The organism is Streptomyces sp. NPDC031474 (assembly GCF_055581185.1).
This window is the reverse complement of sequence record NZ_JBVIJX010000011.1, coordinates 223334-248046: the sequence shown is the minus strand read 5'-3', so window position 1 is coordinate 248046 and position 24713 is coordinate 223334. Positions and strand designations below refer to the sequence as shown.

The 24713-nt window shown below is 71.3% G+C and carries 23 protein-coding genes; 7 read left to right on the top strand and 16 right to left on the bottom strand.

Annotated features, from left to right (window positions below):
• Nucleotides 1–132: 132 nt before the first annotated feature.
• Together ACZ5SK_RS24655 and ACZ5SK_RS24650 are read right to left on the bottom strand one after the other, a co-directional pair.
• The gene (locus ACZ5SK_RS24655; protein ID WP_079659246.1) at nucleotides 133–336 is read right to left on the bottom strand and encodes a hypothetical protein; all 204 of its coding nucleotides are present in this window, start codon (nucleotides 334–336) and stop codon (nucleotides 133–135) included.
• A gap of 380 nt (nucleotides 337–716) precedes the next feature.
• Entirely contained in the window at nucleotides 717–998 is a 282-nt protein-coding gene (locus tag ACZ5SK_RS24650; protein ID WP_079659247.1) for an acylphosphatase, read from the bottom strand.
• A gap of 197 nt (nucleotides 999–1195) precedes the next feature.
• On the opposite strand from ACZ5SK_RS24650, the gene ACZ5SK_RS24645 reads away from it, so the two are divergent.
• A complete protein-coding gene (locus ACZ5SK_RS24645) occupies nucleotides 1196–2368 on the top strand; it encodes a CAP domain-containing protein (protein WP_334576926.1) in 1173 nt (390 codons plus the stop codon).
• Between the two features lie 165 nt (nucleotides 2369–2533).
• Complete coding sequence (locus ACZ5SK_RS24640) at nucleotides 2534–2935, top strand: winged helix-turn-helix transcriptional regulator (protein ID WP_334576928.1); 402 nt, start codon at nucleotides 2534–2536, stop codon at nucleotides 2933–2935.
• On the opposite strand, the gene mutM is transcribed toward ACZ5SK_RS24640, so the two are convergent.
• The 8 genes from mutM to ACZ5SK_RS24600 all read right to left on the bottom strand — a co-directional run bounded on the left by mutM (nucleotide 2908) and on the right by ACZ5SK_RS24600 (nucleotide 11313).
• A complete protein-coding gene (gene mutM, locus ACZ5SK_RS24635) occupies nucleotides 2908–3768 on the bottom strand; it encodes a bifunctional DNA-formamidopyrimidine glycosylase/DNA-(apurinic or apyrimidinic site) lyase (RefSeq protein WP_334576930.1) in 861 nt (286 codons plus the stop codon). The two genes, ACZ5SK_RS24640 and mutM, sit on opposite strands and share 28 nt — an antisense overlap.
• An 81-nt stretch (nucleotides 3769–3849) precedes the next feature.
• A complete protein-coding gene (gene rnc / locus ACZ5SK_RS24630) occupies nucleotides 3850–4665 on the bottom strand; it encodes a ribonuclease III (protein WP_443041223.1) in 816 nt (271 codons plus the stop codon).
• 19 nt (nucleotides 4666–4684) lie between these two features.
• The gene (gene rpmF, locus ACZ5SK_RS24625; RefSeq protein WP_007493396.1) at nucleotides 4685–4858 is read right to left on the bottom strand and encodes a 50S ribosomal protein L32; all 174 of its coding nucleotides are present in this window, start codon (nucleotides 4856–4858) and stop codon (nucleotides 4685–4687) included.
• 2 nt (nucleotides 4859–4860) lie between these two features.
• Nucleotides 4861–5514: a YceD family protein gene (locus ACZ5SK_RS24620; RefSeq protein ID WP_468576603.1), complete on the bottom strand. Its 654-nt coding sequence runs from the start codon at nucleotides 5512–5514 to the stop codon at nucleotides 4861–4863.
• A gap of 169 nt (nucleotides 5515–5683) precedes the next feature.
• A complete protein-coding gene (locus ACZ5SK_RS24615; protein WP_457494180.1) occupies nucleotides 5684–6802 on the bottom strand; it encodes a cell division initiation protein in 1119 nt (372 codons plus the stop codon).
• Between the two features lie 58 nt (nucleotides 6803–6860).
• Nucleotides 6861–7340, bottom strand: coding sequence for a pantetheine-phosphate adenylyltransferase (gene coaD / locus ACZ5SK_RS24610; RefSeq protein ID WP_334581156.1), 480 nt, complete (start codon nucleotides 7338–7340; stop codon nucleotides 6861–6863).
• 26 nt (nucleotides 7341–7366) lie between these two features.
• On the bottom strand, nucleotides 7367–7954 hold the full coding sequence (rsmD, locus tag ACZ5SK_RS24605) for a 16S rRNA (guanine(966)-N(2))-methyltransferase RsmD (protein WP_334576937.1): 588 nt from the start codon (nucleotides 7952–7954) through the stop codon (nucleotides 7367–7369).
• 122 nt (nucleotides 7955–8076) lie between these two features.
• On the bottom strand, nucleotides 8077–11313 hold the full coding sequence (locus ACZ5SK_RS24600; RefSeq protein ID WP_468576602.1) for a helicase-related protein: 3237 nt from the start codon (nucleotides 11311–11313) through the stop codon (nucleotides 8077–8079).
• Nucleotides 11314–11479: 166 nt separating this feature from the next.
• Between ACZ5SK_RS24600 and ACZ5SK_RS24595 the strand changes: the two genes are divergently transcribed.
• Both ACZ5SK_RS24595 and ACZ5SK_RS24590 read left to right on the top strand, forming a co-directional pair.
• A complete protein-coding gene (locus ACZ5SK_RS24595; protein WP_334576940.1) occupies nucleotides 11480–13336 on the top strand; it encodes an HSP90 family protein in 1857 nt (618 codons plus the stop codon).
• Nucleotides 13336–16305, top strand: a complete 2970-nt coding sequence (locus tag ACZ5SK_RS24590; protein WP_334576942.1) for a tetratricopeptide repeat protein — start codon at nucleotides 13336–13338, stop codon at nucleotides 16303–16305. The genes ACZ5SK_RS24595 and ACZ5SK_RS24590 overlap by 1 nt, the downstream gene beginning before the upstream one ends.
• A gap of 131 nt (nucleotides 16306–16436) precedes the next feature.
• Here the strand turns inward: ACZ5SK_RS24590 and ACZ5SK_RS24585 are convergent, their stop codons facing one another.
• Nucleotides 16437–18176, bottom strand: coding sequence for a DAK2 domain-containing protein (locus tag ACZ5SK_RS24585; RefSeq protein ID WP_468576601.1), 1740 nt, complete (start codon nucleotides 18174–18176; stop codon nucleotides 16437–16439).
• 257 nt (nucleotides 18177–18433) lie between these two features.
• Between ACZ5SK_RS24585 and rpmB the strand changes: the two genes are divergently transcribed.
• Entirely contained in the window at nucleotides 18434–18619 is a 186-nt protein-coding gene (gene rpmB / locus ACZ5SK_RS24580; protein WP_003993230.1) for a 50S ribosomal protein L28, read from the top strand.
• 184 nt (nucleotides 18620–18803) lie between these two features.
• Here rpmB and thiD read toward each other — a convergent pair whose 3' ends face one another.
• Both thiD and ACZ5SK_RS24570 read right to left on the bottom strand, forming a co-directional pair.
• The gene (gene thiD / locus ACZ5SK_RS24575; protein ID WP_334576946.1) at nucleotides 18804–19619 is read right to left on the bottom strand and encodes a bifunctional hydroxymethylpyrimidine kinase/phosphomethylpyrimidine kinase; all 816 of its coding nucleotides are present in this window, start codon (nucleotides 19617–19619) and stop codon (nucleotides 18804–18806) included.
• Nucleotides 19616–20581 (bottom strand): thiamine-phosphate kinase, encoded by a 966-nt coding sequence (locus ACZ5SK_RS24570; protein WP_079659260.1) that lies wholly within the window; start codon nucleotides 20579–20581, stop codon nucleotides 19616–19618. Before ACZ5SK_RS24570 ends, thiD begins: the two co-directional genes overlap by 4 nt.
• 206 nt (nucleotides 20582–20787) lie before the next feature.
• Between ACZ5SK_RS24570 and ACZ5SK_RS24565 the strand changes: the two genes are divergently transcribed.
• Nucleotides 20788–21021, top strand: a complete 234-nt coding sequence (locus ACZ5SK_RS24565) for an Lrp/AsnC family transcriptional regulator (RefSeq protein ID WP_079659261.1) — start codon at nucleotides 20788–20790, stop codon at nucleotides 21019–21021.
• A 20-nt stretch (nucleotides 21022–21041) separates the two neighbouring features.
• Nucleotides 21042–21542: a DUF3515 domain-containing protein gene (locus ACZ5SK_RS24560; protein ID WP_334576949.1), complete on the top strand. Its 501-nt coding sequence runs from the start codon at nucleotides 21042–21044 to the stop codon at nucleotides 21540–21542.
• 78 nt (nucleotides 21543–21620) lie between these two features.
• On the opposite strand, the gene ACZ5SK_RS24555 is transcribed toward ACZ5SK_RS24560, so the two are convergent.
• From ACZ5SK_RS24555 to ACZ5SK_RS24545, 3 genes are read right to left on the bottom strand one after another with little or no spacing between them, the layout of a single operon-like run.
• Nucleotides 21621–22778, bottom strand: coding sequence for a D-alanine--D-alanine ligase family protein (locus ACZ5SK_RS24555; protein ID WP_319671533.1), 1158 nt, complete (start codon nucleotides 22776–22778; stop codon nucleotides 21621–21623).
• Nucleotides 22779–22837: 59 nt separating this feature from the next.
• A complete protein-coding gene (locus tag ACZ5SK_RS24550; protein ID WP_334576953.1) occupies nucleotides 22838–23848 on the bottom strand; it encodes an NAD(P)H-dependent glycerol-3-phosphate dehydrogenase in 1011 nt (336 codons plus the stop codon).
• Complete coding sequence (locus tag ACZ5SK_RS24545) at nucleotides 23845–24681, bottom strand: lysophospholipid acyltransferase family protein (RefSeq protein WP_468576600.1); 837 nt, start codon at nucleotides 24679–24681, stop codon at nucleotides 23845–23847. Before ACZ5SK_RS24545 ends, ACZ5SK_RS24550 begins: the two co-directional genes overlap by 4 nt.
• Nucleotides 24682–24713: the final 32 nt, after the last annotated feature.

Below are 24713 nucleotides of genomic sequence, written 5' to 3'. Positions count from 1 at the left end.
AGACGGGGGCGGGAGCGCAAAGAAAGAAGGGACGCCGAAGCGTCCCTTGCAAACTCTGACAACTTAGCGGTCCGACGCGGTTGATATGAGCCGCCCGACCACTGCGTGTGCCGTTGTGCAGCGGTGCAGCGATCAGGTGAGCGCAGGCTCCGCCTGGCGTGCGTCGATGCTCTCCAGAAGCGAGTCGTGAGAAGCGGCAGCCGTCAGCGCGTCGTTCTCGGCCTGGATCCGTCCGAGCTCGGATTCCAGGTCCTGTACACGCTGCTGGAGCCGTCGCATCTCGGCGAGGAGTCGCGGGTCGGAGCCGCCGACGTAACCGAGAAGCGCCTTTGCCATGATGGATGGTCCTCCACACTGAGTGACCGACCGAAGCGGTGTGGGTCGTGAGGGATTCGCACCCGCGGTGCCTGGCAGGATCTTGTTCGTGCTGCCGTTCATCCATGCCAAACAGCTAAGGTGCGCGGGGTGCTTTTAGCGTCTCACCAAAAAGTTTGACGGTCAACACGATCACGCCCCGTATTGGCGGGCATCCCGGTGGCGCGCGGCCGAAACGGCGGCGCTGCGGCTCCTGCGGGGACCTCGAGGCGTGGCGATCATCCTTACGTGCGGAGCCTCCCACCGCAAGGAGTTCTTGGCAACCACCTGGCCCTTTCTGCTGGGGGCAGGTGCCAGTGGCATGTCCCTCCGCTTACCCGGGCCCGCTCAGCGCGGACTCCTCAGCGGATCGCGAAGCCGTCGTAGCCGCCGCGCGGTGTGTCCCAGATCTCGGTGACACCGTCCACGCGCCCGGGCGTGTCGTCACCCAGGAGCCACCCCAGCAATCCCTCGCACCCCTCACGAGTCCCCTCCGCGACGACTTGAACCCGTCCGTCGGCCAAATTGAGAGCAAAACCACTCAGGCCGCCGATCTCCAGGGCCTTGGCCCGCGTGAACCAGCGGAATCCCACGCCCTGGACGCGTCCGCGCACCCAGGCGACCAGCCGTACATCCTCGCTCATGGGTGCAACCTAACCGGGCAAAGTCACACGAGGCACTTCCTCCCTCAGCCCCATGCGGTACCGTCCCCACCCAATGATTCTCATCTGAAACTCACTCGATCGGGTGAGTCAGGTTGACCGGAAGGCCCAGGAGGCGCGCGTCGCCCCGGGCTGCGGCCGACCGTTGGGAACACCGCTCGGACGAGGAAGGCAAGGACATGGGACGCCACCGACGCTCCGCCGCCGGCCGCGCCGCCACGGGCCGCGCCACGGGGGTCACACAGACGCACGGCTCGCACGCGGACAGTAACAACCCGCAGGACTCGTACGCCGGCGACCGCCCCACGACGGGGATCGCGCCGTATCTGAACCCGGAGGCCTACGCCGACTCCGTCGCGAAGAGCCAGGAGTACCTGTTCGCCACCGAGGACAGGTACGGCCACGGCGGCTACGGCCACGACGGGTACGGCCACGCCGACACCGCGGTGTTCGCGACCGACGGCTTCACGCCGGGCGGCGGGTCCGGGCCCGCGGGTCCGGGCCGGGGCAGTGCGAGCCGACGCCGGAAGAAGAGGGTCGTCACCCCGGTCAAGTCGGGTCTGCTCGGGGTGTCCGCGGCAGTCGCCATCGGCACCGTCGCCGTGGCCACGGGTGTGGTGCCCGGTCTCGACAGCTACCGCATCGGCGGCGACAGCGGTTCCGGCGACAAGGTCCAGGCCGCCGGCTCGCCGACCAACTCCGCCTCCGAGCAGGGCGGCACGTCCGGCTCCGCCGACCCCGAGCGCGGCTCCACGTCGACCAGCCGCGACGCCGGCCGGTCCGCCTCGCCGTCCCCCGCCTCTCCCACCCCCTCCGTCTCCACTTCGTCGGCGGCGCCGACCAAGACGGCCACCGAGAAGCCGGAGGCCACTGGGACCACGCCTTCGACGGAGCCGCGGAGCACTCCTTCCAAGTCGAAGAAGACGGTCACCAAGGCGCCGCAGAGGGCCGAGTCGCCGGTGACGGTCTCGGCCGAGACGCAGGCGGCGGCCGAGGTGCTGAAACTCGTCAACGAGGAGCGGTCCAAGGTCGGCTGCAGCGCCCTCTCCGCGAACAGCGCACTGTCGAACCTGGCCGAGAAGTTCAGCGACGACATGGCGGCGCGGGGGTTCTTCGACCACACCGACCCGGACGGGGCGACCCCGTGGGACCGGGCGGCCAAGGCCGGCATATCCGACCTCGGCGGGGAGAACATAGCCCGGGGCCAGGCCGACGCGGCCGCGGTCATGGAGGCCTGGATGAACAGCCCCGGCCACCGCGCGAACATCCTGAACTGCGACTTCAAGACGCTGGGCGTCGGCGTCCACTTCGGGTCCGGCGGACCCTGGTGGACGCAGGACTTCGGGTACTAGGCACGCGCGACAGACCCCGCAGAAACGATCAAGCAGCCGGAGACCGGCCGGCGACGAAGACGCGGGGTCCCTCGGTCGACAGCTGAGGCGTGCAGCAGCCGATCGCCTGCACTAACAAAAAGTTAGCGCATCCTTTTGGTATGCGCAGTGCCGTACGCTTGGGGCATGAACATCACCCACGTGCGCGCGGAGGACCAGGACCTCCCGTTCAACGTCTTCGCCAAGGCCTGCCCCTCGCGTGGCACGCTGGAGCACGTCACGGGCCGCTGGGGCGGACTCACGCTCGGGGCGCTGTACGAGGGTTCGCTGCGCTTCAACGAGCTGCGCCGCCGGGTCGACGGCGTGAGCGAGAAGATGCTGTCCCAGACGCTGCACGCGCTGGAGCGCGACGGCCTGGTGCATCGCGAGGCCCAGCCCACCAACCCGCCGCGCGTGGACTACGAGCTGACCCCGCTCGGGCGCGAGGTGGCCGAGCGCCTCCTCGCCCTCATCCACCTGCTGGAAGGGCGGATGGGCGACGTCCTGACGGCCCGCGAGCACTACGACGGGACGCGCGGCGCCCTCTGACACTTCGGGCAGAAGTAGCTGGACCGGTTCATCCACGGGCGCCGGCGCATCGGCGTGGCGCACCGCCTGCAGGGCAGGCCCTCCCGGCCGTACGCGTCCAGGGACCGGTCGAAGTAGCCCGACTCGCCGTTGACGTTGACATAGAGGCTGTCGAAGCTGGTGCCGCCGACGGCCAGGGCCGCGTTCATCACGTCGCGGACATGGCCCAGGAGTTCGAGTGTGCGCGGGCGCGTGAAGGTCGCGGTCGGACGCTCGTAGTGGAGGCGGGCGCGCCACAGCGCCTCGTCCGCGTAGATGTTGCCGACGCCGCTGATCAGCGACTGGTCGAGCAGGGCCCGCTTGATGGTGGTGCGTCTGCGGCGCAGCGCCCGGTGGAAGGCCTCGTCGTCGAACAGCGGGTCGAGGGGGTCGCGGGCGATGTGCGCGATGACGTCCGGCAGGCCGTCGGGGGTGGTGTCGTGCAGCGACAGGCCGCCGAAGGTGCGCTGGTCGACGAAGCGCAGTTCGGTGTTCACCTCGTCGGCGAAGCGCACGCGGATGCGCAGGTGTTTCTCGTCGGGGGCCTCGTGCGGCTGGACCAGGAGCTGGCCGCTCATGCCGAGGTGGGCCAGGATCGCCTGGTCGGTGTCCTCCAGCGGCAGCCACAGGTACTTGCCGCGCCGGCTCGGGGTGCCGATGCGGTGGCCCTTGAGGCGGTGCGCGAAGTCGTCGGCGCCGGCCGGGTGACGGCGTACGGCCCGCGGGTGCAGCACCTCGGCGTCGGCGACCGTGCGATGGGCGACCCACCGCTCCAGACCGCGCCGGACGACCTCGACCTCGGGCAACTCGGGCATGGGATCCCCCGTACGGAACGCCCGCCTCCCAGCGGGGGCGGGCGCTCGTCTCGTACTGCTGTTCTACTGAACTGTTGTTCGTCAGGCGGAGGCGGACTCGGGGTCCGGGCTGCCGTCGACGGTCTCGACGGCCTGTGCCGCCTTCGCCGCCTTGGCACGCTCGTCCGCCGCGGCGTGGATCGCGCGCCAGGCGGACTCGGCGGCCTGTTGCTCCGCCTCCTTCTTGCTGCGGCCGGTGCCGGTGCCGTACGAGACGCCTCCGACGCGGGCGGCAGCAGTGAAGGTCTTCTCGTGATCGGGGCCGGTCTCCGTGACCAGGTACTCGGGGACGCCGAGCCCCTCGGTCGCGGTCAGCTCCTGGAGGCTGGTCTTCCAGTCCAGGCCGGCGCCGAGGTTCGAGGACTTCTCGATCAGCGGGTCGAACAGGCGGTGTACCAGTTCGGAGGCCGCGTCGAGGCCCTGGTCGAGATAGACCGCGCCGATCACCGCTTCGAGGGTGTCGGCGAGGATGGATGCCTTGTCCCGGCCGCCCGTGCCCTCTTCACCCCGGCCGAGCCGGATGAAGGAGCCCAGGTCGAGGCCACGACCGACCTCCGCCAGCGCACGCGAGTTGACCACCGCGGCCCGCAGCTTGGCCAGTTGGCCTTCGGGCAGGTCGGGGTGGGTGCGGTACAGCGTGTCCGTGACGACGAGGCCGAGCACGGAGTCCCCGAGGAACTCCAGCCGCTCGTTCGTCGGCAGGCCGCCGTTCTCGTACGCGAAGGAACGGTGGGTCAGCGCACGCACCAGAAGGGCGGACTCGAGCTGATAGCCGAGCCGCCCTTCCAGAAGCGTGTGGGACGAGGCCGTGTTCTCCGCCTTTTTCTTGGCGGTCGTGTCCGCCTTGGCGTCAGACATGGAGCCTCTCACCAGCCGCTCAGACCTCGAGGACCTGGCGCTTGTTGTAGGTGCCACAAGACGGGCACGCGATGTGCTGCAGCTTGGGCTCGTGGCAGCGCTCGCACGCAACCAGGGTGGGGACCGCAGCCTTCCACTGCGACCGGCGGTGGCGCGTGTTGCTGCGCGACATCTTCCGCTTCGGAACAGCCACGGCTACTTCTCCTGCTTCTCGTCGGCGTGCGCTGAAGGAAGCGCGCCGCCGCTCATCTCGTCCTTCTCGCCGTCTCCGAGTGAACCGGCGAGTCCCTGCAGTGCCGCCCAACGAACGTCGACGGCGTCGTGGTGGTGGTCCGGGTCGTCCGTGAGCCGCGCTCCGCACTCGGAGCACAGGCCCAGGCAGTCGTCCTGGCACACCGGCTGCATCGGCAGTGCGAGCACCACCGCATCGCGCAGCACGGGCTCGAGGTCGAACAGGCCGTCCTCGATGAAGAGCCTGTCCTCGTCTTCCTCGGCGTCGTCGACCGGCTCCGCCTTGGGGCGGCCCCGGTCATCGGCGTCAGGGTACGAGAACATCTCCTGGAAGTCCGCTTCGAGCTCCAGCTCCAGCGGCTCCAGACACCTTACGCACTCCCCCTCGGCCTGTGCACGGGCGGCGCCTGTGACGAGCACACCTTCCATGACCGACTCGAGCCGGAGTTCGAGCTCCACCGGGGCGCCTTCCGGCACTCCGATCACTCCCTGGATCCCGAGATCCTTGGGAGCGTCGATCTCGCGGGTCAGGCGCTGCAGCGCACCGGGCCGCCGCCCCAGCTCGTGCGGGTCGAACACGAGAGGCTTGCGGTGGTCGAGGCGGGCGTTCAGGGCCATTCCTGCTTTCGATCTGCTGAGCTCGGGGCCGCCGCCCTTCGGTGTTCCCGGGCAGCGGTGATCGCGGGCGTATACGCAGTCAGCGAAGCGCACACACGACCGAAGAGACAGGATACTGGAGCTTTCGCCCACAGCCCAATCGGGTGGGCGCGACCCCGTTCCGAAGGTCCTACAGGCCGCGTTCCTGCTCGTAGGCGCGCAGTTGTTCGGCGCTGATCATGCCGGTGTCGAAGAGGCTGGTCTCGTCGAGCGCGTACCCCTGCTGGGACTGGTGCTGCTGGGGCTGGTGCGACTGCTGGGGCTGCTGGGGCTGTTGCGCGGCCTGGTGGGGATCGTAGGCCGCCTGCTGGGTGTCGTAGCCCTGGTGGGGGGCTCCTGCCCCCTGGCCGTATTCGAAGTTCGAGGAGTAGGGGTCGGCCTGCTGGTAGCCGTACGCGTCCTGCTGGCCGTAGCCCTGCTGCCGGCCGTAGGCGCCTGCGTACGGGTCCGGCTGCTGCTGGTAGGCATAGGCCTCCTGCGGCTGCTCGTACGGCTGCTGGGCGGGCTGGCCGGCCGCCGCCGCGTCCTGCTCGGCGAGGGCGGTCAGGTCGGCGAGGTAGTCGGCGTCGGAGGAGTGCTGGAACGTCGTGCTGTCGTCGGCGAGTGCGCCGAGGTCGTCCGTGGCGATGCGGCCGTGCAGCTTCTGACGGCCGCGGCCGACCGCCTCCAGGGTCTTGGCGAGAACGGCCTCGAAGGCGCCCAGCTTGGTGTCGACGTAGGTGTCGGCGTCGCGGCGCAGGGTCTCCGGGTCGTGGCTGCGCTCGGGGGCGTCCTCGTCCTCGTAGCCGTTCTCGTCGACGCCCGGGCCGGTGCCGAGGAGCTTCTCGCGGCCGCGGCCGACGGAGCCGAGCGTCTTGGTGAGGACGACCTCGAAGTTGGCGAGCTTGGAGTCGACGTAGTCGTCGGCCTCCGCGCGGACGTCCTCGGCCTCCTTGCGGGCCTCGGCGAGGATGCGGTCGGCCTCGGCCTGGGAGCGGCGGGCGATCTCGGTGTCGGAGATGAGGGAGCCGCGCTCGGCGTGCGCGGTGGAGATGATCCGCTCGGCCTCCTGGCGGGCCTGCTCGACCATCTGGTCCCGGCCGCCGATCAGCTCCTGGGCCTGGGCGAGCGAGTCGGGCAGGGCCGCGCGCACCTCTTCGAGCAGGGCGAGCAGGTCCGCGCGGTTGACCACGCACGAGGCCGACATCGGCATCGACCGGGCACTGGAGACCGCCGTGACGATCTCGTCGAGCTTCTTCTGCACGTCCACCGGTTGCTCGCCACTCTCTACAGCTGTGTTGGAGACGGACGGGACGACTGTAGCCCCATCAGTCCTTCCGCAGGCGTTCGTTGAGCGCCTCCAGGACGATCGCGGGAACGAGGTGGGAGACGTCCCCGCCCCAGGTGGCGACCTCCTTGACCAGGGAGGAGGAGAGGAAGCTGTAGGTGGGGTTGGTGGGCACGAACAGCGTCTCGACGCCCGAGAGGCCGTTGTTCATCTGGGCCATCTGCAGCTCGTAGTCGAAGTCGCTGACCGCGCGCAGGCCCTTGACGATGGCCGGGATGTCGCGCTGCTTGCAGAAGTCGACGAGGAGGCCGTGGAAGGCCTCGACGCGGACGTTGCCGTACTCGGCGGTGACCTGGCGGATCAGGTCGATCCGCTCGTCGATCTCGAACAGGCCCTTCTTGGACTTGTTGATCATGACCGCGACATAGACCTCGTCATACAGACGGGAGGCGCGGGAAATGATGTCGAGGTGTCCGTTGGTGATCGGGTCGAACGACCCGGGACAGACGGCACGGCGCACTTGTGGTCCCTCGCTCTCCGGTCCGGTCATCGCGCGTCTTCGCACGTAGAGGCGGCGCGACCGTACCAAAACGTTCCCTCGCCGTAGCGACGGGCCCGGAGCGCTTCGAAGCCGTCCGGCCAGTGGAACTCCCCGCCTCTGGTGCTGCGCTCCACGGTGACGATCGTCTCCGGCGCGAGCCAGCCTCCCGAGCGGAGTGTGAGGAGAATCTCCCGGAGATCGTGATCTGTGACGGCGTACGGCGGATCGAGGAAGACGATGTCGTACGGGTCCGCCGGTGCCGGTGTCCGGATGATCTGTTCGGCTTTGCCCGACCTCACCTCGGCGCCGGGGAGGCCGAGACTCCTGACGTTCTCGCGGATGGTGCGGGCCGCCCTGGCGTCTGCCTCGACGAGGAGGGTGTGGGCGGCGCCCCGGGACAGGGCCTCCAGTCCTACGGCGCCCGAGCCCGCGTAGAGGTCGAGGACGCGTTCGCCGTCCAGGGGGCCGCCGAGGAGCGATTCCCAGGTGGAGAGGAGACCTTCGCGTGCGCGGTCGGAGGTGGGGCGGGTTCCGTTGCCGGGTGGCACGGTCAGGCGGCGGCCCCCGGCCTTGCCGGCGATCACGCGGGTCATCTTCGGTCCTTGTTCGGGGGCGGTTACGGAATCAGTTTGGCAGCTGGTCCGTCGTGGTTGCTCGCCCTCGCGCGGCGATCGCCGCATATTCCATAGGGCCCCGCGCCCCTGGGCGGGTCGGCTCACCCCTTTTCCAGGTACTGCTCCCTCTCCTCGTCCACCAGGGCGTCCAGTGCCGTCCGCAGCCCAGGCAGGCTGGTCAGCTCGGGGTCTGCCGCCACGACTTCCGTGGCCTCCTCCCTCGCTTCCGCGATGATCTCCTCGTCCTCGATGACGGCCAGGACGCGCAGGCTGGTCCGAGCACCCGACTGGGCCTGGCCCAGGACGTCGCCCTCGCGGCGCTGTTCCAGGTCGATGCGGGAGAGTTCGAAGCCGTCGAGGGTGCCGGCGACCGCGTTGAGGCGCTGACGGGCCGGGCTCGCCTCCGGCATCTCCGTCACCAGCAGGCAGAGGCCGGGGGCCGAGCCACGCCCCACCCGGCCGCGCAGCTGGTGCAGCTGGGAGACGCCGAAGCGGTCGGCGTCCATGATCACCATCGCGGTGGCGTTCGGGACGTTGACGCCGACCTCGATGACGGTCGTGGCGACCAGGACGTCGGTGTCGCCCGCGGCGAAGCGGCGCATCACGGCGTCCTTGTCGTCGGGGGGCATGCGGCCGTGCAGGACTTCGACCCGGAGGCCCTGGAGGGGGCCTTGGGAGAGCTGGTCGGCCATGTCCAGGACGGCGAGCGGCGGGCGTTTCTCGGCCTCGTCCTCCGCGGACTTTTTGGCCTTCTTCGGGTCGTCCTCCTCGTCGCCGATCCGGGGGCAGACGACGTACGCCTGATGGCCGTTGCTCACCTCCTCGCGCACGCGCTCCCACGCGCGCGCCAGGAAGTGGGGTTTGTCCGCGGCCGGGACGACATGACTGGCGATCGGCGAGCGGCCGGCCGGGAGCTGGTCGAGGACGGAGGTCTCCAGGTCGCCGAAGACGGTCATGGCGACGGTGCGCGGGATGGGCGTGGCCGTCATGACGAGCAGGTGCGGGGGTTGCTTGCCCTTGCCGCGCAGGGCGTCGCGCTGTTCGACGCCGAAGCGGTGCTGTTCGTCGACCACGACCAGCCCGAGGTCGTGGAACTGGACCTTGTCCTCGATCAGCGCGTGCGTGCCGATCACGATGCCGGCCTCGCCGGTGACCAGGTCGAGCAGGGCCTGACGCCGGACGGCCGTCCCCATGGAGCCGGTGAGCAGTGTGACCTTGGTGGCCTTCTCGGCCGCGCCCAGCATGCCGCCCTCGGCGAGCTCGCCCATCATCTCGACGATCGACCGGTGATGCTGCTGGGCGAGGACCTCGGTGGGCGCGAGCATGGCCGCCTGTCCGCCGGCGTCGACGACGGCGAGCATGGCGCGCAGGGCGACCATCGTGTTGTGGGTGACCGTGAAGTTGTCGGTGACGTAAGCGTGGCTCGGGTGGGCGACGCTGACGCACTGGACCGGCTTTCGTCCCACATACTCGACCGCGCGAATTCCGCGCCGGAAGGTGTCGTACTTCGGGCGGGGACCCACCTGTTCGGCCTTGCGCGTCAGCCTGAACGGGGCGTACAGGTCGGGCAGGGACACGGAGACGTTGAACGCCGCCCCCTTCGGCAGGATCCGCGCCCGGCCTCCCAGCGAGCGGACCAGCCAGGCGACATCCTCCGCAAGCCTGGGCGAGGCCGAGCAGAACGAGGCGCTGAGGCCACCCGCACGGACGGTGCCGTCGCTGTCCATGAGCCCTTGGAGTACCGCGAGACGGCTTTTGATCGAGGTGTTCTTGAACACCTCGGGCACGAACTTGCCCTGCGAGGTCACGCCCCAGAGGTTCATGTCCCGCAAGGCCTGGATCACCGGATTGCGTACGCCTTCATCACGGCGGGTCGGCTGGATCGTGTAGTCGCAGCGGGATCCCTTCACCGGAACCAGTTGGCATTCGGGGGCCACGGCCGTCGCCGCTGCCTCACGGATTTCGGCGTCGATCGTGGACAGGCACAGGTGGTGTCGGAATGAGCCGTCTCCCAGCAGGAGGCCGAGCAGGTAGGGATCGAGAGGCAGCCCGAAGTCGTCCCCGAGATCGACCGGAGTGGCTGCCGGCACGTACCACTTCGAAGATCCGTCGGCCTTGACGGTGTCCAGGCGGATCTCCCGAGTCGTCATGACCTTGGGAGCCTCACCACGGTGCCACGCACCACGCGTGCCAACGATCCAGAGATGTTCGTCGTCGCACTCGACGGAGCTTTGGTCGGAGAGGACCAGCCGCCAGACATCGCGCTCTCCCTGCGGAAAGACGCCGTCGATCAACGCGATCTCCCCGTCCGGCACGACGACTTCGTCACCCACCCGCAGGTCGCCCATCCGACGGAAACCGGCGGGAGTGAGCACCAGCGAGTCGAGGGGCTGAGCCTTACCCGAACCGACCTCTCCCTGGAGCAGTCGGTGCATCGGATGGTCCGTCGCCAGGTCGTCGAAGATCTCCTTGGAGACTTTCTGCTGGCCGTCCGTGAGGGTGAAGGGCAGGCTGGCGTCGAAGGCGGTGAGGAGGCCGTCGGGGGCGGGTCTGCGGGGGACGGCCGGGAGTTGGGCGTCGGCGTGGCGGCGGCGGGCGAGGGCGACCTGGAGGACGAAGGCCTCGTCCCACTTCAGGCGGGCGCGGGCGTCGTCGATGTCGGCCTTGGTGTGCGGGCGGTGGATCTTGAGGAGGGCCTCGGGGAGGGTGACCAGGCCACGGCCCTCGCGAAGGCCGGCGGGCAGGGGGTCGACGGCTTCCCGGGCGCTGGGCAGCACCGTCTGGACCGCCTTGCCGATCTTCCACGACTCCAGTTTGGCGGTGGCGGGGTAGAGCGGGATGAGGGCGCCGGCCCAGGTCTCGACGGATTCGTCGGCCTCGCCCGGGTCGCCGCGCAGCAGTTCGTAGGCGGGGTGGGCCAGTTGGAGGCGGCGGTTGAAGACCGAGACCTTGCCGGCGAACATCGCGCGCGTGCCGGGCAGGAGCTCTTTGTGGGGTTTGTGGACGCCGCTGCCGAAGAAGACCAGCTGAAGTCGGCCACTGCCGTCGGTGATCGTCACCTCCAGGCGCTGGCCCTTGCCCCGGGGGGCCTTGGCGGAGGCGAAGCTGTGCAGACGGGCGTCGGCGACCTGGGCGACCACGGTGACGTGCTCGTCCATGGGGAGGTCGGCGAGGTGGGTGAGCTGGCCGCGCTCCTCGTATCTGCGGGGGTAGTGGTGCAGGAGGTCGCCGACGGTGTGCAGGCCGAGGTGCTCGGCCATCACCTTCGCGGTGGCGGGGCCGAGCACTGACTTGAGCGGTTGTTGCAGTGGTTCTTCCAGTGCGGGCACGAGATCCATTGCACACCACGCCACTGACATTGCCGTATACGTGTCCTGAAACCCCTGGTCAGACGGCTCGTTCGGGCTCTAGGATGGCGCGCTCCGGCCATCATCCGCGGTCACCGCCCCACCGGGACCGCCCGACCCCGCGCCGTGCTCGTCCCCAGCCCGCGGCGCTGCAGCGATGGACTCCCAGACCTCACAGTCATCCCAGGCATCTCCGTCACCTCACACGTTCCAGGTCGACCTGCGTGGTCTGGTGGACCTGCTGTCCCATCACCTGTACTCCAGTCCCAAGGTCTACCTGCGCGAACTGCTGCAGAACGCCGTGGACGCCATCACCGCCCGGCGGACCGACGAGCCCGACGCCCCGGCCCGGGTGCGGCTGTTCGCCGCGGACGGCCGGCTTCGGGTGGAGGACTCCGGCCTCGGGCTCACCGAGGCCGATGTGCACACCCTGCTGGCCACGATCGGGCGCAGTTCCAAACGTGCCGAGGGGCTGCAGGACGTCCGTTCGGACTTCCTCGGCCAGTTCGGCATCGGGCTGCTGGCCTGTTTCGTGGTCGCCGAGCGGATCCGCGTGGTCAGCCGCAGCGCCCGTACGCCGGACGCACCGCCCGTGGAGTGGACGGCGCGCGACGACGGCTCGTACACCGTGCGGACGCTGCCCCACGAGGAGCGGCCCGAGCCGGGCACGACCGTGCATCTGGTGGCGCGGGCCGGCGCCGGGGAGTGGCTCGCCGAGCCGCGGGTGCTGGCGCTGGCGCGGGACTTCGGTTCGCTGCTGCCGTACGACGTCCGCGTCGGCGAGGAGGCGGTCACCGATCTGCCCGCGCCCTGGGACCGGGCGTACGCCTCCCCCGCCGACCGGCGGGTGGCGCTGGCCCGGCACTGTCACGAGCTGTTCGGGTTCACGCCGTTGGACTCGGTGGAGCTGGACGTGCCGCTGGCGGGGATCCGCGGGGTGGCGTACGTGCTGCCGTCGGCGGTCAGTCCCGCGCAGCGGGCGGGGCACCGGGTGCACCTCAAGGGCATGCTGCTGACCGAGCGCGGAGAACAGCTGCTGCCCGACTGGGCGTTCTTCGTGCGCTGCGTCCTGGACACCGACAGTCTGCGGCCGACGGCCTCGCGGGAGTCGCTGTACGAGGACGAGACGCTGTCGGCGGTACGGGAGGCGTTGGGGGAAAGGATCCGGTCGTGGCTGACGGGTCTGGCCGCCGGTGATCCGGAGCGGCTCGCGGCCTTCCTCGAGGTGCATCACCTCGGCGTGAAGTCCCTGGCGCGGCACGACAGGGAGATGCTGCGCACGATGCTGCCGTGGCTGCCCTTCGAGACGACCGACGGGCGGCTGTCGCTGGAGGAGTTCGCTCAGCGGCACCCGGTGGTCCACTTCACGCGGACCGTGGAGGAGTACCGGCAGGTCGCGGCGATCGCGTCCGCCCAGGGCGTCGGGGTGATCAACGGCGGTTACACATACGACAGCGAGCTGGTCGAGGCACTGCCGTCGGTGCGGCCGGGGACGGTGGTCGCCGAGTTGGACGCGGACACCGTGACCGCCCATCTGGACGCCGTCGACCCGGCCGACGAGCTGGCGCTGGCGGGCTTCCTGGCGGCCGCGCGGGCGAAGCTCGACCCGCTGGGCTGCGACCTCGCGCTGCGGGCCTTCCATCCGCTGTCGGTGCCCGCGCTGCACCTCGACGACCGGGCGGCCCGGCACGAACAGGCGCGCGCGGAGGCCGAGGCGCAGGCCGACGATCTGTGGGCGGGCATCCTGGGCTCGCTGCGCGGGAGCACCCCGCGCGCGCGTCTGGTGCTCAACCATCACAACCCGCTGATCCGGCGGATCAGTTCGTTGAACGATCCCGAACTGATCGGCACCGCCACGGAGTCGCTGTACGGTCAGGCGCTGCTGATGGCGCAGCGCCCGCTGCGGCCCGCGGACTCGGCGCTGCTGAATCGGGCGTTCATCGGTCTCCTGGAGTGGGCCACGCACGGGGAGTCCGCACCGGGGGAGTCGACACAGGGGCAGGGGGACCACTGATGAGTGAGATCACGGACTTCGACTCCCTACGCCGGGCGATGGCGGAGAACGGCGAGCAGCCGGAGGGGCCGGCCCGCAACGCGCGCGCGGAGCAGCTGTTGCTGGAGGCCGAGAAGCTGAACATCCCGCTCGCGGTGATCGAGGCGCTCGGGCATCAGCTGAAGGTCTACAATTACAGCTCCGAGAAGGCGAAGATGTTCGTCCCGTTCGCGCGGCTGCTGCGCCTGTGGGACGAGCGGCCCGAGGACTTCGACGAGTACGAGACGCATTCGCTGCACTGGGTCTTCAAGTGGATGTCGGCCGGCATGCTCGACCAACCGCATGTGCCGCTGGCGTCGGTGGAGAAGTGGCTCGGCGAGATGGAGCACCGCTACCGGCTCGCCGGGCACTCGGAGCGGGCGGTGCGCAGCGCCGAGTTCAGTGTGGCCGCGCATGTCGGGGACGTCCCGCGCGCGGAGCGGGCGTTCGCCGCCTGGATGGCCGCGGACCGGGACACCATGGCCGACTGTCACGCGTGCGAGCTGCACGGGCAGGGCTGGTGGCAGGCGGAGCGGGGGCGGGACGCGGAGGCGCTTGAGGTGTGGGCGCCGGTCCTGGAGGGCGAGTACACGTGCGCGCACGAGCCGCACACGGTGCTCGCGTCGTCCCTGGTGCCGTTGCTGCGGCTGGGACGTGTGGAGGAGGCCCGCGCGCACCATCTGCGGGGCTTCCGGCTGGTGCGGCCCATGGAGAGCATGCGGGGCGCCTACGCCGACCACGTCGAGTTCTGTGCGCTGACCGGCAACGAGGCGCGGGGTCTGGAGCTGCTCGCGGAGCGGCCGGCGTACTTCACTGACGAGGGGCAGCCGCGCAGCAGGCTGGAGTTTCTGAGCGTCGTGGTCCTGCTCATGGAGCGCCTGACCGAGCTCGGGCTCGGCGGTCAGCGAGTGCCGGGGACGGCCGGGCGGGAGTGGACGGCCGTCGAGCTCGCGGCGCACGCGCGCGCCGAGGCCCTTGCGCTGGCCGCGCGGTTCGACGAGCGCAACGGCACGGGGTACGTCAGCGAGCGGGCGCGCGCGCGGATGACGCAGCGGCCCCTGGTGGAGCGGTTGCCCCTGGGGGTGCGGGCGGCTCGCCCGGCCTCCGCCGTGGCCGCCGCACCGCCCATGGCGCCGGCCCCGGTCCGGGAGCCCGACGAACCGGACCTGTCGGCCCTGATCGTCGAGGCCCGGCAGCTGTCGGACACCCTGCAGCCGCACGCCGTCGAGGCGTGGGCGCGGGTGGCGCGGCTGGCGCAGGAGTCGGAGGGCGTGGAGCTGGCGGCGCGCGACCGCGCGGAGATCGCCGACCACGAGGCGATCGGTCTGGGCCCCGAGGGCGCGGAAACGTTCGAGCAGGCCGCCGAGCTCTACGCGCAGGCGGGCGACCCCGGGGAGGCCCTGGCGGCACGCGCGCGTGCGGCGTACGTCCGTGCGCTGGCCGGTGAGGTCGACGAGGCGCTCGCGGCGGTCGCCGAGCCGTACGACCTGGTCCTCGCGCTGTACGCCGACGGTGGCACGGAGGTGCCGCAGGCGGCGGGCGTGCTGATGGGGCGGGCCCGGATCCTGATGCGGCGCGTCCACGGGGCCGACGGGCAGGTGCCGCAGACGGTGCTGACGGAGGCGGAGGCGGCCGTACGGGAGTTGCTGGCGCTGGTGGACGGGCGGGCCGGGAACGACGTACGGCTGGCCGCCCGGGTCGCCGAGGGGCACGCGATGCTCGCGGAGCTCGCGACGCACTCCGGGGATCCGGAGGCGGGCGCGGAGCTGTTGGCGCGGGCCGCGGCGGAGTTCGTCGAGGCGGGGCTGCCGTGGTTCGCCGTGGAGTACGAGGCCCGGCTGGCGGGTCTCGCCCACCAGTTGGGCGACATGGTGGAGGCGGAGCGGGCGCTGCGGGCGGCCCTGGAGCACGGCGGGCCGTTCCTGGAGGCGGTCGGGCGGGCCCAGCTGCACCTCCAGCTCGCCGAGGTCGTCGGGGACCGGGGGCAGGCCGCCGAGGCCGCGGAGCACGCCCTGGAGGCGGCGCACTGGGCAGACGAGGCGGGCGTGGGCCCGACGTTCGGCGCGTGGGCACGCCACCAGCTCGGCGGGTTCCTGGTGCGGCAGGGCCGCTGGGCCGAGGCCGCGGAGGTACTGGAGTCGGCGCTGCCGGACCTGACCGCGGAGACGCACGGCGACGGCGCGGTCGTCCAGACGCAGTGGTGGCTCGGTGACTGTCTGAGCGAGCTCGGGGAGCACCGGGACGCCGCGGAGCGCCGGCTCCAGGCCGCCGAGATCGCCCGGCACTGGCCCGAGCAGCACGACCACGCGACTCTCGCCCACCTGGCGGCCGAGTCGCTCGGCCAGGCCGGCCTGCACGCCGAGGCGGACCAGGCCTACGCGCGCGCGGGCGAGCTGTGGCGCGACCTCGGCAACGTCCACGGGCTGGTCCGCTCCCTGCGCGCCCGCGCGTGGCTGGCGTTGCGCACCGAGGACGGGACGGACGCGGCACGCGACCTGATGACGCGTGCCGTGGAGGAGTGTGCGGACGCGTTCGACGCGGCGGACGACGAGGAGGCGCGGCTGCGGCTGGTCGGTGAACTCGGTCACACTCACCGACAGTTCGGCGACCTGCTCGCCCGTTCCGCCGCCGAGGACGCCGACGACGACTCGATCCGGGCCGCCCTGGACGAGGCGCTCTCCCAGATGGCGGAGGCCGTCGCGGTGTTCGTCGCCCTGGGCGACAGTGCTCTGGAGGCCCGGACGGGCGCCGAGCTGGCCGCGGGCTGGCTGGAGAGCGACCTGGGCCGCCCCACGGAGGCGGCGGCACGCGCGCGTGCGGTGCTGAGGGCTTACGCGGACGCCTCTGCCGACGCCGACGGCGGCGAGCAGGGGGAGGACGAGACCGTGCGCGCGCGGCGGGCCGAGGCGGAGCAGCTGCTGCAGGTGGCGGAGGAACAGAAGGATCGTTGAACGATCCCGACAGGGGCGGGAAAGCCGGGAGCGAGGAAACAAGAGAACGAGGGGATCGTTGAACGATCCCCTCGTTCTCTTGCTGTCCCCCTCGTTCTCTTGCGCTGCCCCCTCGCTCCCCTACCGCTCCCCTACTCCACCCCGATCAACAGCAACGCCCCCTGCCGTCCACCCCGGTACACCACCGTGTCCACGGCGAGATACGCCTCCCGCACCCGCGTCTCCAGGCGCTCGGAGAGGCCGACGGGGGCCTCGTCGCCGAGTACGAGGGTGACGAGTTCGCCGCCCGCCGCCAGCATGCGGTTCAGGACGGCCTCGGCGGTGGCGATGACGTCCGAGCCGATGACGGCCACGTCGCCGTCGATGAGCCCGAGGACGTCGCCGGCCTGGCAGATGCCCGCCATGGTCCACGACTGGCGCTCGGCGACGACGACCTCGGCGTGGCGGGTGGCGCCGGCCGCCGAGGTCATCGAGACGACGTCCTCGTCGAAGCGCCGCTCCGGCTCGTGCACGGCGAGCGCGGCGATCCCCTGGACCGCGGAGCGGGTCGGGATCAGGGCCACCCGGATGCCCTCCGTGCGGGCCTGTTCGGCGGCCGCGGCGGCGGTGTGGCGCAGGTCTGCGTCGTTGGGCAGGAGCACCACCTCGCGCGCGTGGGCCCGTCGTACGGCCTCGACGAGTTCACCGCTGGCGGGCGGCTCCCCGGGGCGCGCGAGCACCGTGGTCGCGCCGGCCTCGGCGTACAGCCCCGCCAGGCCCTCGCCGGGCACGACGGCGACGACCGCCCGCTGGACCCGTTCCCGGGGCGGACGCTCAGCCCCGCGCGTGTGGGCGTCGTCGGCGCCGAAGTGCGTGATGCGGATCCGGTAGGGCCGGCCGGCCTCGACGCCCGCCTCGACCGCGGCGCCCGCGTCGTCCACATGCACATGGACGTTCCACAGGCCGTCGCCGCCGACCACGACGAGCGAGTCGCCCAGGGCGTCGAGCCGCTGCCGCAGTCGCGCCACGGCCGCGTCCTGCGCCTCCAGGAGGTAGATCACCTCGAAGGCGGGGCCGCCCCCGCCGTCGTCCGGCCCATCGGCGCAGTCCTGCGCCGGGACAGTCCCCCGGACTGCCTCCACACGCGCGTGCGCCACCGACACCGCCCCGACCGCCGACCCGCCCGCGGACCCGACCGCCGACCCGATCAGGCCGCCGGAGAGCCCCGGCGCCTCCCCCGTGAACGTCTCCACCAGCGCCGCGAGCACCGCCACCAGCCCCCGCCCGCCCGCGTCCACGACCCCGGCGCGCTCCAGGACCGCCAGCTGCCCCGGGGTCGCGGCGAGAGCCGCGCACGCCCCCTGGTAGGCCGCCCGGGCGACCGTTCCGCAGTCGCCCTCCGCTCCCCCGGCCGCGTCGGCGGCGGCCGAGGCGACCGACAGGACCGTGCCCTCGACGGGGTGGGCCACGGCCTGCCGGGCGGAGTCGGCGGCCTGCCGAAGGGCCAGGCGCAGCCCGTCCGCGTCGGTGTGAGAGGCCTCACCCTCGGCGGCGAGCACCTGGGCCATGCCGCGCAGCAGCTGCGCGAGGATCGTCCCCGAGTTCCCGCGCGCCCCGATGAGCGCGCCGTGCGCCATCGCGCGCGCGGCGTCGGCGAGGGAGGGCCTCCCGGCGGGCGCGGAACCGGCCTCGTAACCGGCGAACACGGCCTCGACGGCGGTCGCCGCCGACTCGGCGGTCAGGTACAGGTTGGTGCCGGTGTCCCCGTCCGCGACCGGGTAGACGTTGATCGCGTCGATCTCCTCGCGCGCCCGGCCCAACGCGGTGAGCGCGAGGCCGCACCAGGTGCGCACCGCGAGAGCATCGAAGAATGTCTGCGGCACCTGCGCCACCTGCGCCTCCTTGAGCTGCCGGACTGGACGCAGCGTAGACCCCGGACCGGTGTCCACCGGAAACAGGTGAGGTGGGGCAGGGGGGCGAGGCCCTGAGCAGGCATGGTAGTTTCGTTGTACTGGCGCAGTCGTTGTATGCTGCTCCGGTTGCCCGATCCCATCGGGCTTTCCCCCCGGCAGCGCCACTCAGATCCTAGATCCTGATCCCGGCATGCCGGGATCAACCGTAAGTGCATCTGAAGTCTTTGGAGTGACCCGTGGCTGCCAACTGCGACGTCTGCGGCAAGGGGCCGGGCTTCGGCAACAACATCTCGCACTCGCACCGCCGTACGTCCCGTCGCTGGAACCCGAACATCCAGCGCGTCCGTACCGTGGTCGGCGGGACGCCGAAGCGCGTGAACGCTTGCACCTCGTGCATCAAGGCCGGCAAGGTCTCGCGCTGACGCACAGCTAAGCGCGCGGCCACTGCTGGTTCGCTGCATCGAGCCGGTCCACCTCGTGTGGACCGGCTTCTTGCTGTGTCCGCTCCGTTGCCGTGCCCAAGATCGACGTACCCCCTCGCCGTCATGCCCGAGGCCGTCGACGCCCACCGGTTCGAACACCTGACCACGCCGGGTCGGGCCGCTCTCAGGCTTCGCGTGTATCCGATGTGAGGGCCCAGCCGTGGTCCACGGGGCCGATCCCCGCGCCGAGCGCGAACCCGGCGGCGATCGCCCCGGTGACGTACCTCTTGGCCGCCGTCACCGCCTCCGGCACGGACCAGCCCTTGGCCAGCTGCGCCGCGATCGCGGACGCGAGGGTGCAGCCCGTGCCGTGTGTGTGCCGGTTGTCGTAGCGCGGCGCCCGCAGCCAGTGCTCCTCGGCGCCGTCCGTCAGCAAGTCCACGGCGTCACCGGGGAGATGGCCGCCCTTGACCAGCACCCAGCGCGGCCCGTACGCGAGCACGGCGGCCGCCGCGTCCCGCAGCTGCTCCTCCGACTCGGCCTGTACGCCCGTGAGTTGGGCCACCTCGTCGAGGTTCGGGGTGGCGACGGTCGCGGCCGGCAGCAGCTTCGTCCGTACGGAGTCCAGCGCGGAGGCCGCCAGCAGCGGGTCGCCGTGCTTGGAGACGCCGACCGGGTCGACGACGACGGGGGCGTCCGTGCCGGCGATCAACTCGGCGACAGTCTCCACGAGTTCGGCGGAGGCGAGCATGCCCGTCTTCACGGCCTGGACGCCGATGTCGTCGACGACGCTGCGGTACTGGGCCCGCACGGCCGCCACCGGCAGCTCCCAAGCCCCCTGCACGCCGAGGGAGTTCTGTGCGGTGACGGCCGTGAGCACGCTCATGCCGTGCACGCCGAGCGCGAGCATCGTCTTCAGGTCGGCCTGGATCCCGGCCCCGCCGCCGGAGTCGGAGCCGGCGACGGTCAGCACCCGGGGAGGCGCGCCGGAAGCGCTCACGACTCCATGTCCCCGAAGTGGTCCCAGCCGCCCTTGCTGGTCCAGGGCGCCCCGTCGACCGTCACCTGGGGCAGCGCGGACGGGTTGAGGACCTCGCCGATCACCTTCCAGCGGGCGGGCAGCTTCACGTCCGGCGGGAACGTCGCCACGATCGCGTGGTCCTCTCCGCCGGTCAGCACCCACTGGATGGGGTCGACGCCCACGGCCTGCCCGATGTCGTGCATCTGCGTCGGGACGTCGATGGCGCCGGAGCGGATGTCGATGCGGACCTTGCTGGCCTCGGCGATGTGCCCGAGGTCGGCGATCAGCCCGTCGCTGACGTCGCACATCGCCGTCGCGCCGAGCGAGGCGGCGGCCGGACCCGCGTGGTACGGCGGCTCGGGGCGGCGGTGGGCCTCGACGAAGGCGCGGGGCGAGCGGAAGCCGCGGGAGAGGACCGCGTACCCGGCCGCGGACCAGCCCAGCCAGCCGGTCACCGCGACCAGGTCGCCGGGCTGGGCGCCGCCCCGGGTGACCGGCTCCTGGTTGCGCAGATCGCCGAGCGCGGTGATCGACACCATGATCGTGTCGCCCCGTACGACGTCGCCGCCAACCACCGAGGCGCCGGCGACCTGACACTCGTCCCGCAACCCGTCCATCAGCTCGGACGGCCAGGTGACCGGCAGCTCGGCGGGCACGACGAGACCGAGCAGCAGAGCTGTGGGCACCGCGCCCATGGCGGCGATGTCGGCGAGGTTCTGTGCGGCGGCCTTGCGGCCGACGTCGTAGGCCGTGGACCAGTCGCGGCGGAAGTGCCGGCCCTCCAGCAGGATGTCGGTGCTGGCCACGACCCGCCGGTCGGGCGCGGCGACCACCGCGGCGTCGTCGCCGGGGCCGACCCGGACCGCGGGGGTGGTGGTGAGACGGGAGGTGAGCTCCCTGATGAGCCCGAACTCGCCGAGCTCACCAACAGTGCCCTTCATTGCCCTTTGGCCCCTTCTGTACCTGTCCGTGCCCGGTCGCGCATAACCAGTGTCCTCGATACGGTCGAGTCAGCCGTCAACTTCTGCCATGCCCGTGCCCCGGCGCGCGTGCCGGGGTCCGCGCAGGTCTCCCCGCGGCGCGCGGCGACGCGATACCGTGGCGTTCCTTTTCCCCACATGATCCTCGTGGCCGCCCTGGAGGTTCCGTGGTACAGGCGTACATCCTGATCCAGACGGAGGTCGGCAAGGCGTCGACCGTCGCCGAGGAGATCAGCAAGATTCCTGGCGTCGTCCAGGCCGAGGACGTGACGGGGCCGTACGACGTCATCGTGCGGGCCCAGGCCGACACGGTGGACGACCTCGGCCGGATGGTGGTCGCCAAGGTCCAGCAGGTGGACGGGATCACCCGTACCCTGACCTGCCCGGTCGTGCATCTGTAGCCCCCGTCTACCCTTGGCCGGTGAACCTTTTCCGTCACCGGCCGCTCGGTCTGCCCGTCCTCGTCCTGCTGATCACGGCCGCGGGCTGCTCCTCAGCAGACGACAGCGCGTCGGTGTCGGTTCCCAGCCCCGGTGCGAAGACCGTGAAACTGTGCGGGAACCTGGACAAGGCACTGCCGTCGAAGGTGGACGGTGAGAGCCGCCACGATCCCGAGCCCGCCTCCGCGCTGACCGCGGGCTGGGGAGGCCCGGAGATCATACTGCGCTGTGGTGTCGCACAGCCGCCGAAGATGATCGACCCGAAGGTCTCGGAGGGCGGCGACCCGGACGCGGTGGCCGGCGGGGTGAACGGCGTCGACTGGCTGATGGAGAAGCGGGACGGTGGGGGAAACCGCTTCACCACGGCCAACCGGAGCGCGTATGTCGAGGTGACGGTGCCGGACGGCGCGGACAGCTCCGGCGCGCTGATCGATCTGGCGCCGGCCATCAAGAAGGCGATCCCCGAGGGGATCGCCGACTGAGCGCTGCACCGGCCCGGCTGTCGTTCGGCCGCGGGCCGCCTCGGGCCGGTCGCGCGGTTCCCCGCGCCCCTGGGGGACTTACCGCAGACCCGTAGGCCTGCGCAGCGCTGCCTGGATCAGGCGGTCCACCAGCTCCGGGTAGGCGATTCCGGTGGCCTGCCACATCGCGGGGTACATCGAGATCGGGGTGAAGCCGGGCATCGTGTTGATCTCGTTGATGACGAACTCGCCGTCCTCGGTGAGGAAGAAGTCCGCGCGCACCAGCCCCTCGCAGGACGCCGCCTCGAAGGCGTCCACGGCGAGCCTGCGGACCTCGGCGCTCTCCTCGTCCGTCAGCGGCGCCGGGACGATCCCCGGGGTCGAGTCGATGTACTTGGCGTCGAAGTCGTAGTACGCGTGCGCGTCCGGCGGCGGGATCTCGGCCGGGACGGAGGCGCGGGGGCCGTCCTCGAACTCCAGGACTCCGCACTCGATCTCGCGGCCCCGCAGCGCCGCCTCGACCAGGATCTTCGGGTCGTGGCGCCGGGCCTCGGCGATCGCCTCGTCGAGGCCTGCGAGGTCGTCGACCTTGGTGATGCCGATCGACGAACCCGCGCGCGCGGGCTTCACGAAGAGCGGCCAGCCGTGCTCGCCGGCGAGGTCGACGATCTTCTTGCGGGCGGCCGACTCGTCCTGCTCCCACTCGCGCGGCCGGATCACCACGTACGGGCCGACCTTGAGCCCGAAGGAGGTGAACACCCGCTTCATGTACTCCTTGTCCTGGCCGACGGCCGAGGCGAGCACGCCCGAACCCACGTACGGGACGCCGGAGAGCTCCAGCAGGCCTTGCAGGGTGCCGTCCTCGCCGTAGGGGCCGTGCAGCACCGGGAAGACGACGTCGACCTCGCCGAGCGCCTTCGGCACCGATCCGGCCTCGTAGTAGACGACTTCACGGTTCGCGGGGTCGACGGGGAGCACCACGCCGCCGTCCCGCGACTCGGCGAGTTCGTCGACGTCGGGCGTACGGCGATCGGTGATCGCCATGCGTTCGGGCGCGTCGGCGGTGAGGAACCAGCGGCCCTCGCGCGTGATGCCGATCGGCAGGACCTCGTACTTGGTCCGGTCGATGGCCCGCAGGACCGCGCCGGCGGTGACCACGGAGATCCCGTGCTCGGAGCTGCGGCCGCCGAAGACGACGGCCACCCGCGGCTTGCGGACGGGCTGCTGAGGGCTCTGGGGGAGGTTCTCGGTGCTCATATCGGCTTGAGAGTACCCGGTGGTAGGGCCGGGAGTCAGCGTCCGCCCGCCGGGTTCGCTCAGCGTCGTTCGGGCTTCGCGCTGCGCGACATCAGCTCCTTGACGGCGACCACCGGAGGCTTGCCCTCGTGCACGATGGCGACGACCGTCTCGGTGATGGGCATGTCGACGCCGTGCCGGCGGGCCAGATCCAGCACCGACTCACAGGACTTGACGCCCTCGGCGGTCTGCTTGGTGACGGCGACGGTCTCCTGGAGGGTCATGCCCTTGCCGAGGTTGGTGCCGAAGGTGTGGTTGCGGGAGAGCGGCGAGGAGCAGGTGGCCACCAGGTCGCCGAGCCCGGCGAGTCCGGCGAAGGTGAGCGGGTCCGCGCCCATCGCCAGGCCCAGTCGGGTGGTCTCGGCGAGGCCGCGCGTGATGAGCGAGCCCTTGGCGTTGTCGCCGAGTCCCATGCCGTCCGCGATGCCGACGGCGAGGCCGATGACGTTCTTCACCGCGCCGCCCAGCTCGCAGCCCACCACGTCGGTGTTGGTGTACGGGCGGAAGTACGGCGTGTGGCAGGCGGCCTGGAGTTTCTGCGCGACGGCCTCGTCGGTGCAGGCGACCACGGCCGCGGCCGGCATCCGGGAGGCGATCTCCTTGGCGAGGTTGGGTCCGGTGACCACGGCGATCCGGTTCGGGCCCACCTTGGCGACGTCCTCGATCACCTCGCTCATCCGCATGGTCGTACCGAGTTCGACGCCCTTCATCAGCGAGACGAGGACGGTGTTCGGGGCGAGCAGCGGCGTCCACTCGGCGAGGTTGGCGCGCAGGGTCTGGGAGGGCACCGACAGGACCGTGTAGTCGGCGTCGGCGGCGGCCTCGGCGGGGTCCGTCGTGGCCCGCAGGTTCTCCGGAAGCTCGACGCCGGGGAAGTAGTCGGGGTTGGCGCGGGCGGTGTTGATCGCCTCTGCCACCTCGGGGCGGCGCGCCCACAGGGTGACCTCGCACCCCGCGTCGGCGAGCACCATGCCGAAGGCCGTCCCCCACGAACCGGCGCTGAACACCGCCGCCTTCACGGACTTGCTCACTTGCTGTTCTCCCCCTCGTGACTGATCTCGGCGCCCATCTCCGCGCCCGTGCCTGCGCCCGTCTCCGCGACCGCGCCTGCGCCCGTTTCCGTGCCGGTCTGCGCCCGGGTGCGGCGGCGCTGCTCGATCCGCTCCTGGCGGGGGTCGTAGGGCCTCTCGGGCGCCTTCTCGCCCCGGATCTCCTCCAGCTGCACGGTGACGGCGGCCATGATGACCTCGGTCGCCTCCTTCAGCAGCTCCGGCGTCATCTCCCTGCCGTAGAACCGCGAGAGGTCCACGGGCGGCCCCGCGAGCACATGGTGGGTCTTGCGCGGAAGGAGGTTGGGCTTCTTGGCGTACGGCGGGAGCAGTTCGTTGGCGCCCCACTGGGCGACCGGGATCACGGGGCACTTGGTCTGCAGGGCGACGCGTGCGGCGCCGGTCTTGGCGGTCATGGGCCAGCCATCGGGGTCGCGGGTGAGGGTGCCCTCGGGGTAGAACGCGACGCACTCGCCGCGTTCCACGGCCTCGATCGCGGCCCGGAAGGCGCTCAGCGCGTCCGTGCTCTCGCGGTAGACGGGGATCTGTCCGGTGCCGCGCATCGCGGCGCCGACGAATCCGTCCTTGAAAAGCGCGCTCTTCGCCAGGAAACGCGGCACCCGTCCGGTGTTGTACTGGAAGTGCGCGTAGGCGAACGGGTCGACGTGCGAATTGTGGTTCACCGCGGTGATAAAGCCGCCGTCGGCCGGAATGTGCTCCATTCCGCGCCAGTCCCGCTTGATCAGAACCACCAGCCAAGGTTTGCAGAGGACCGCTGCGAAGCGGTACCAGAAGCCGATTCTGCGGCGGGGCACGCGGACACCTTCCTCTAGGACTTCCCAAGGCC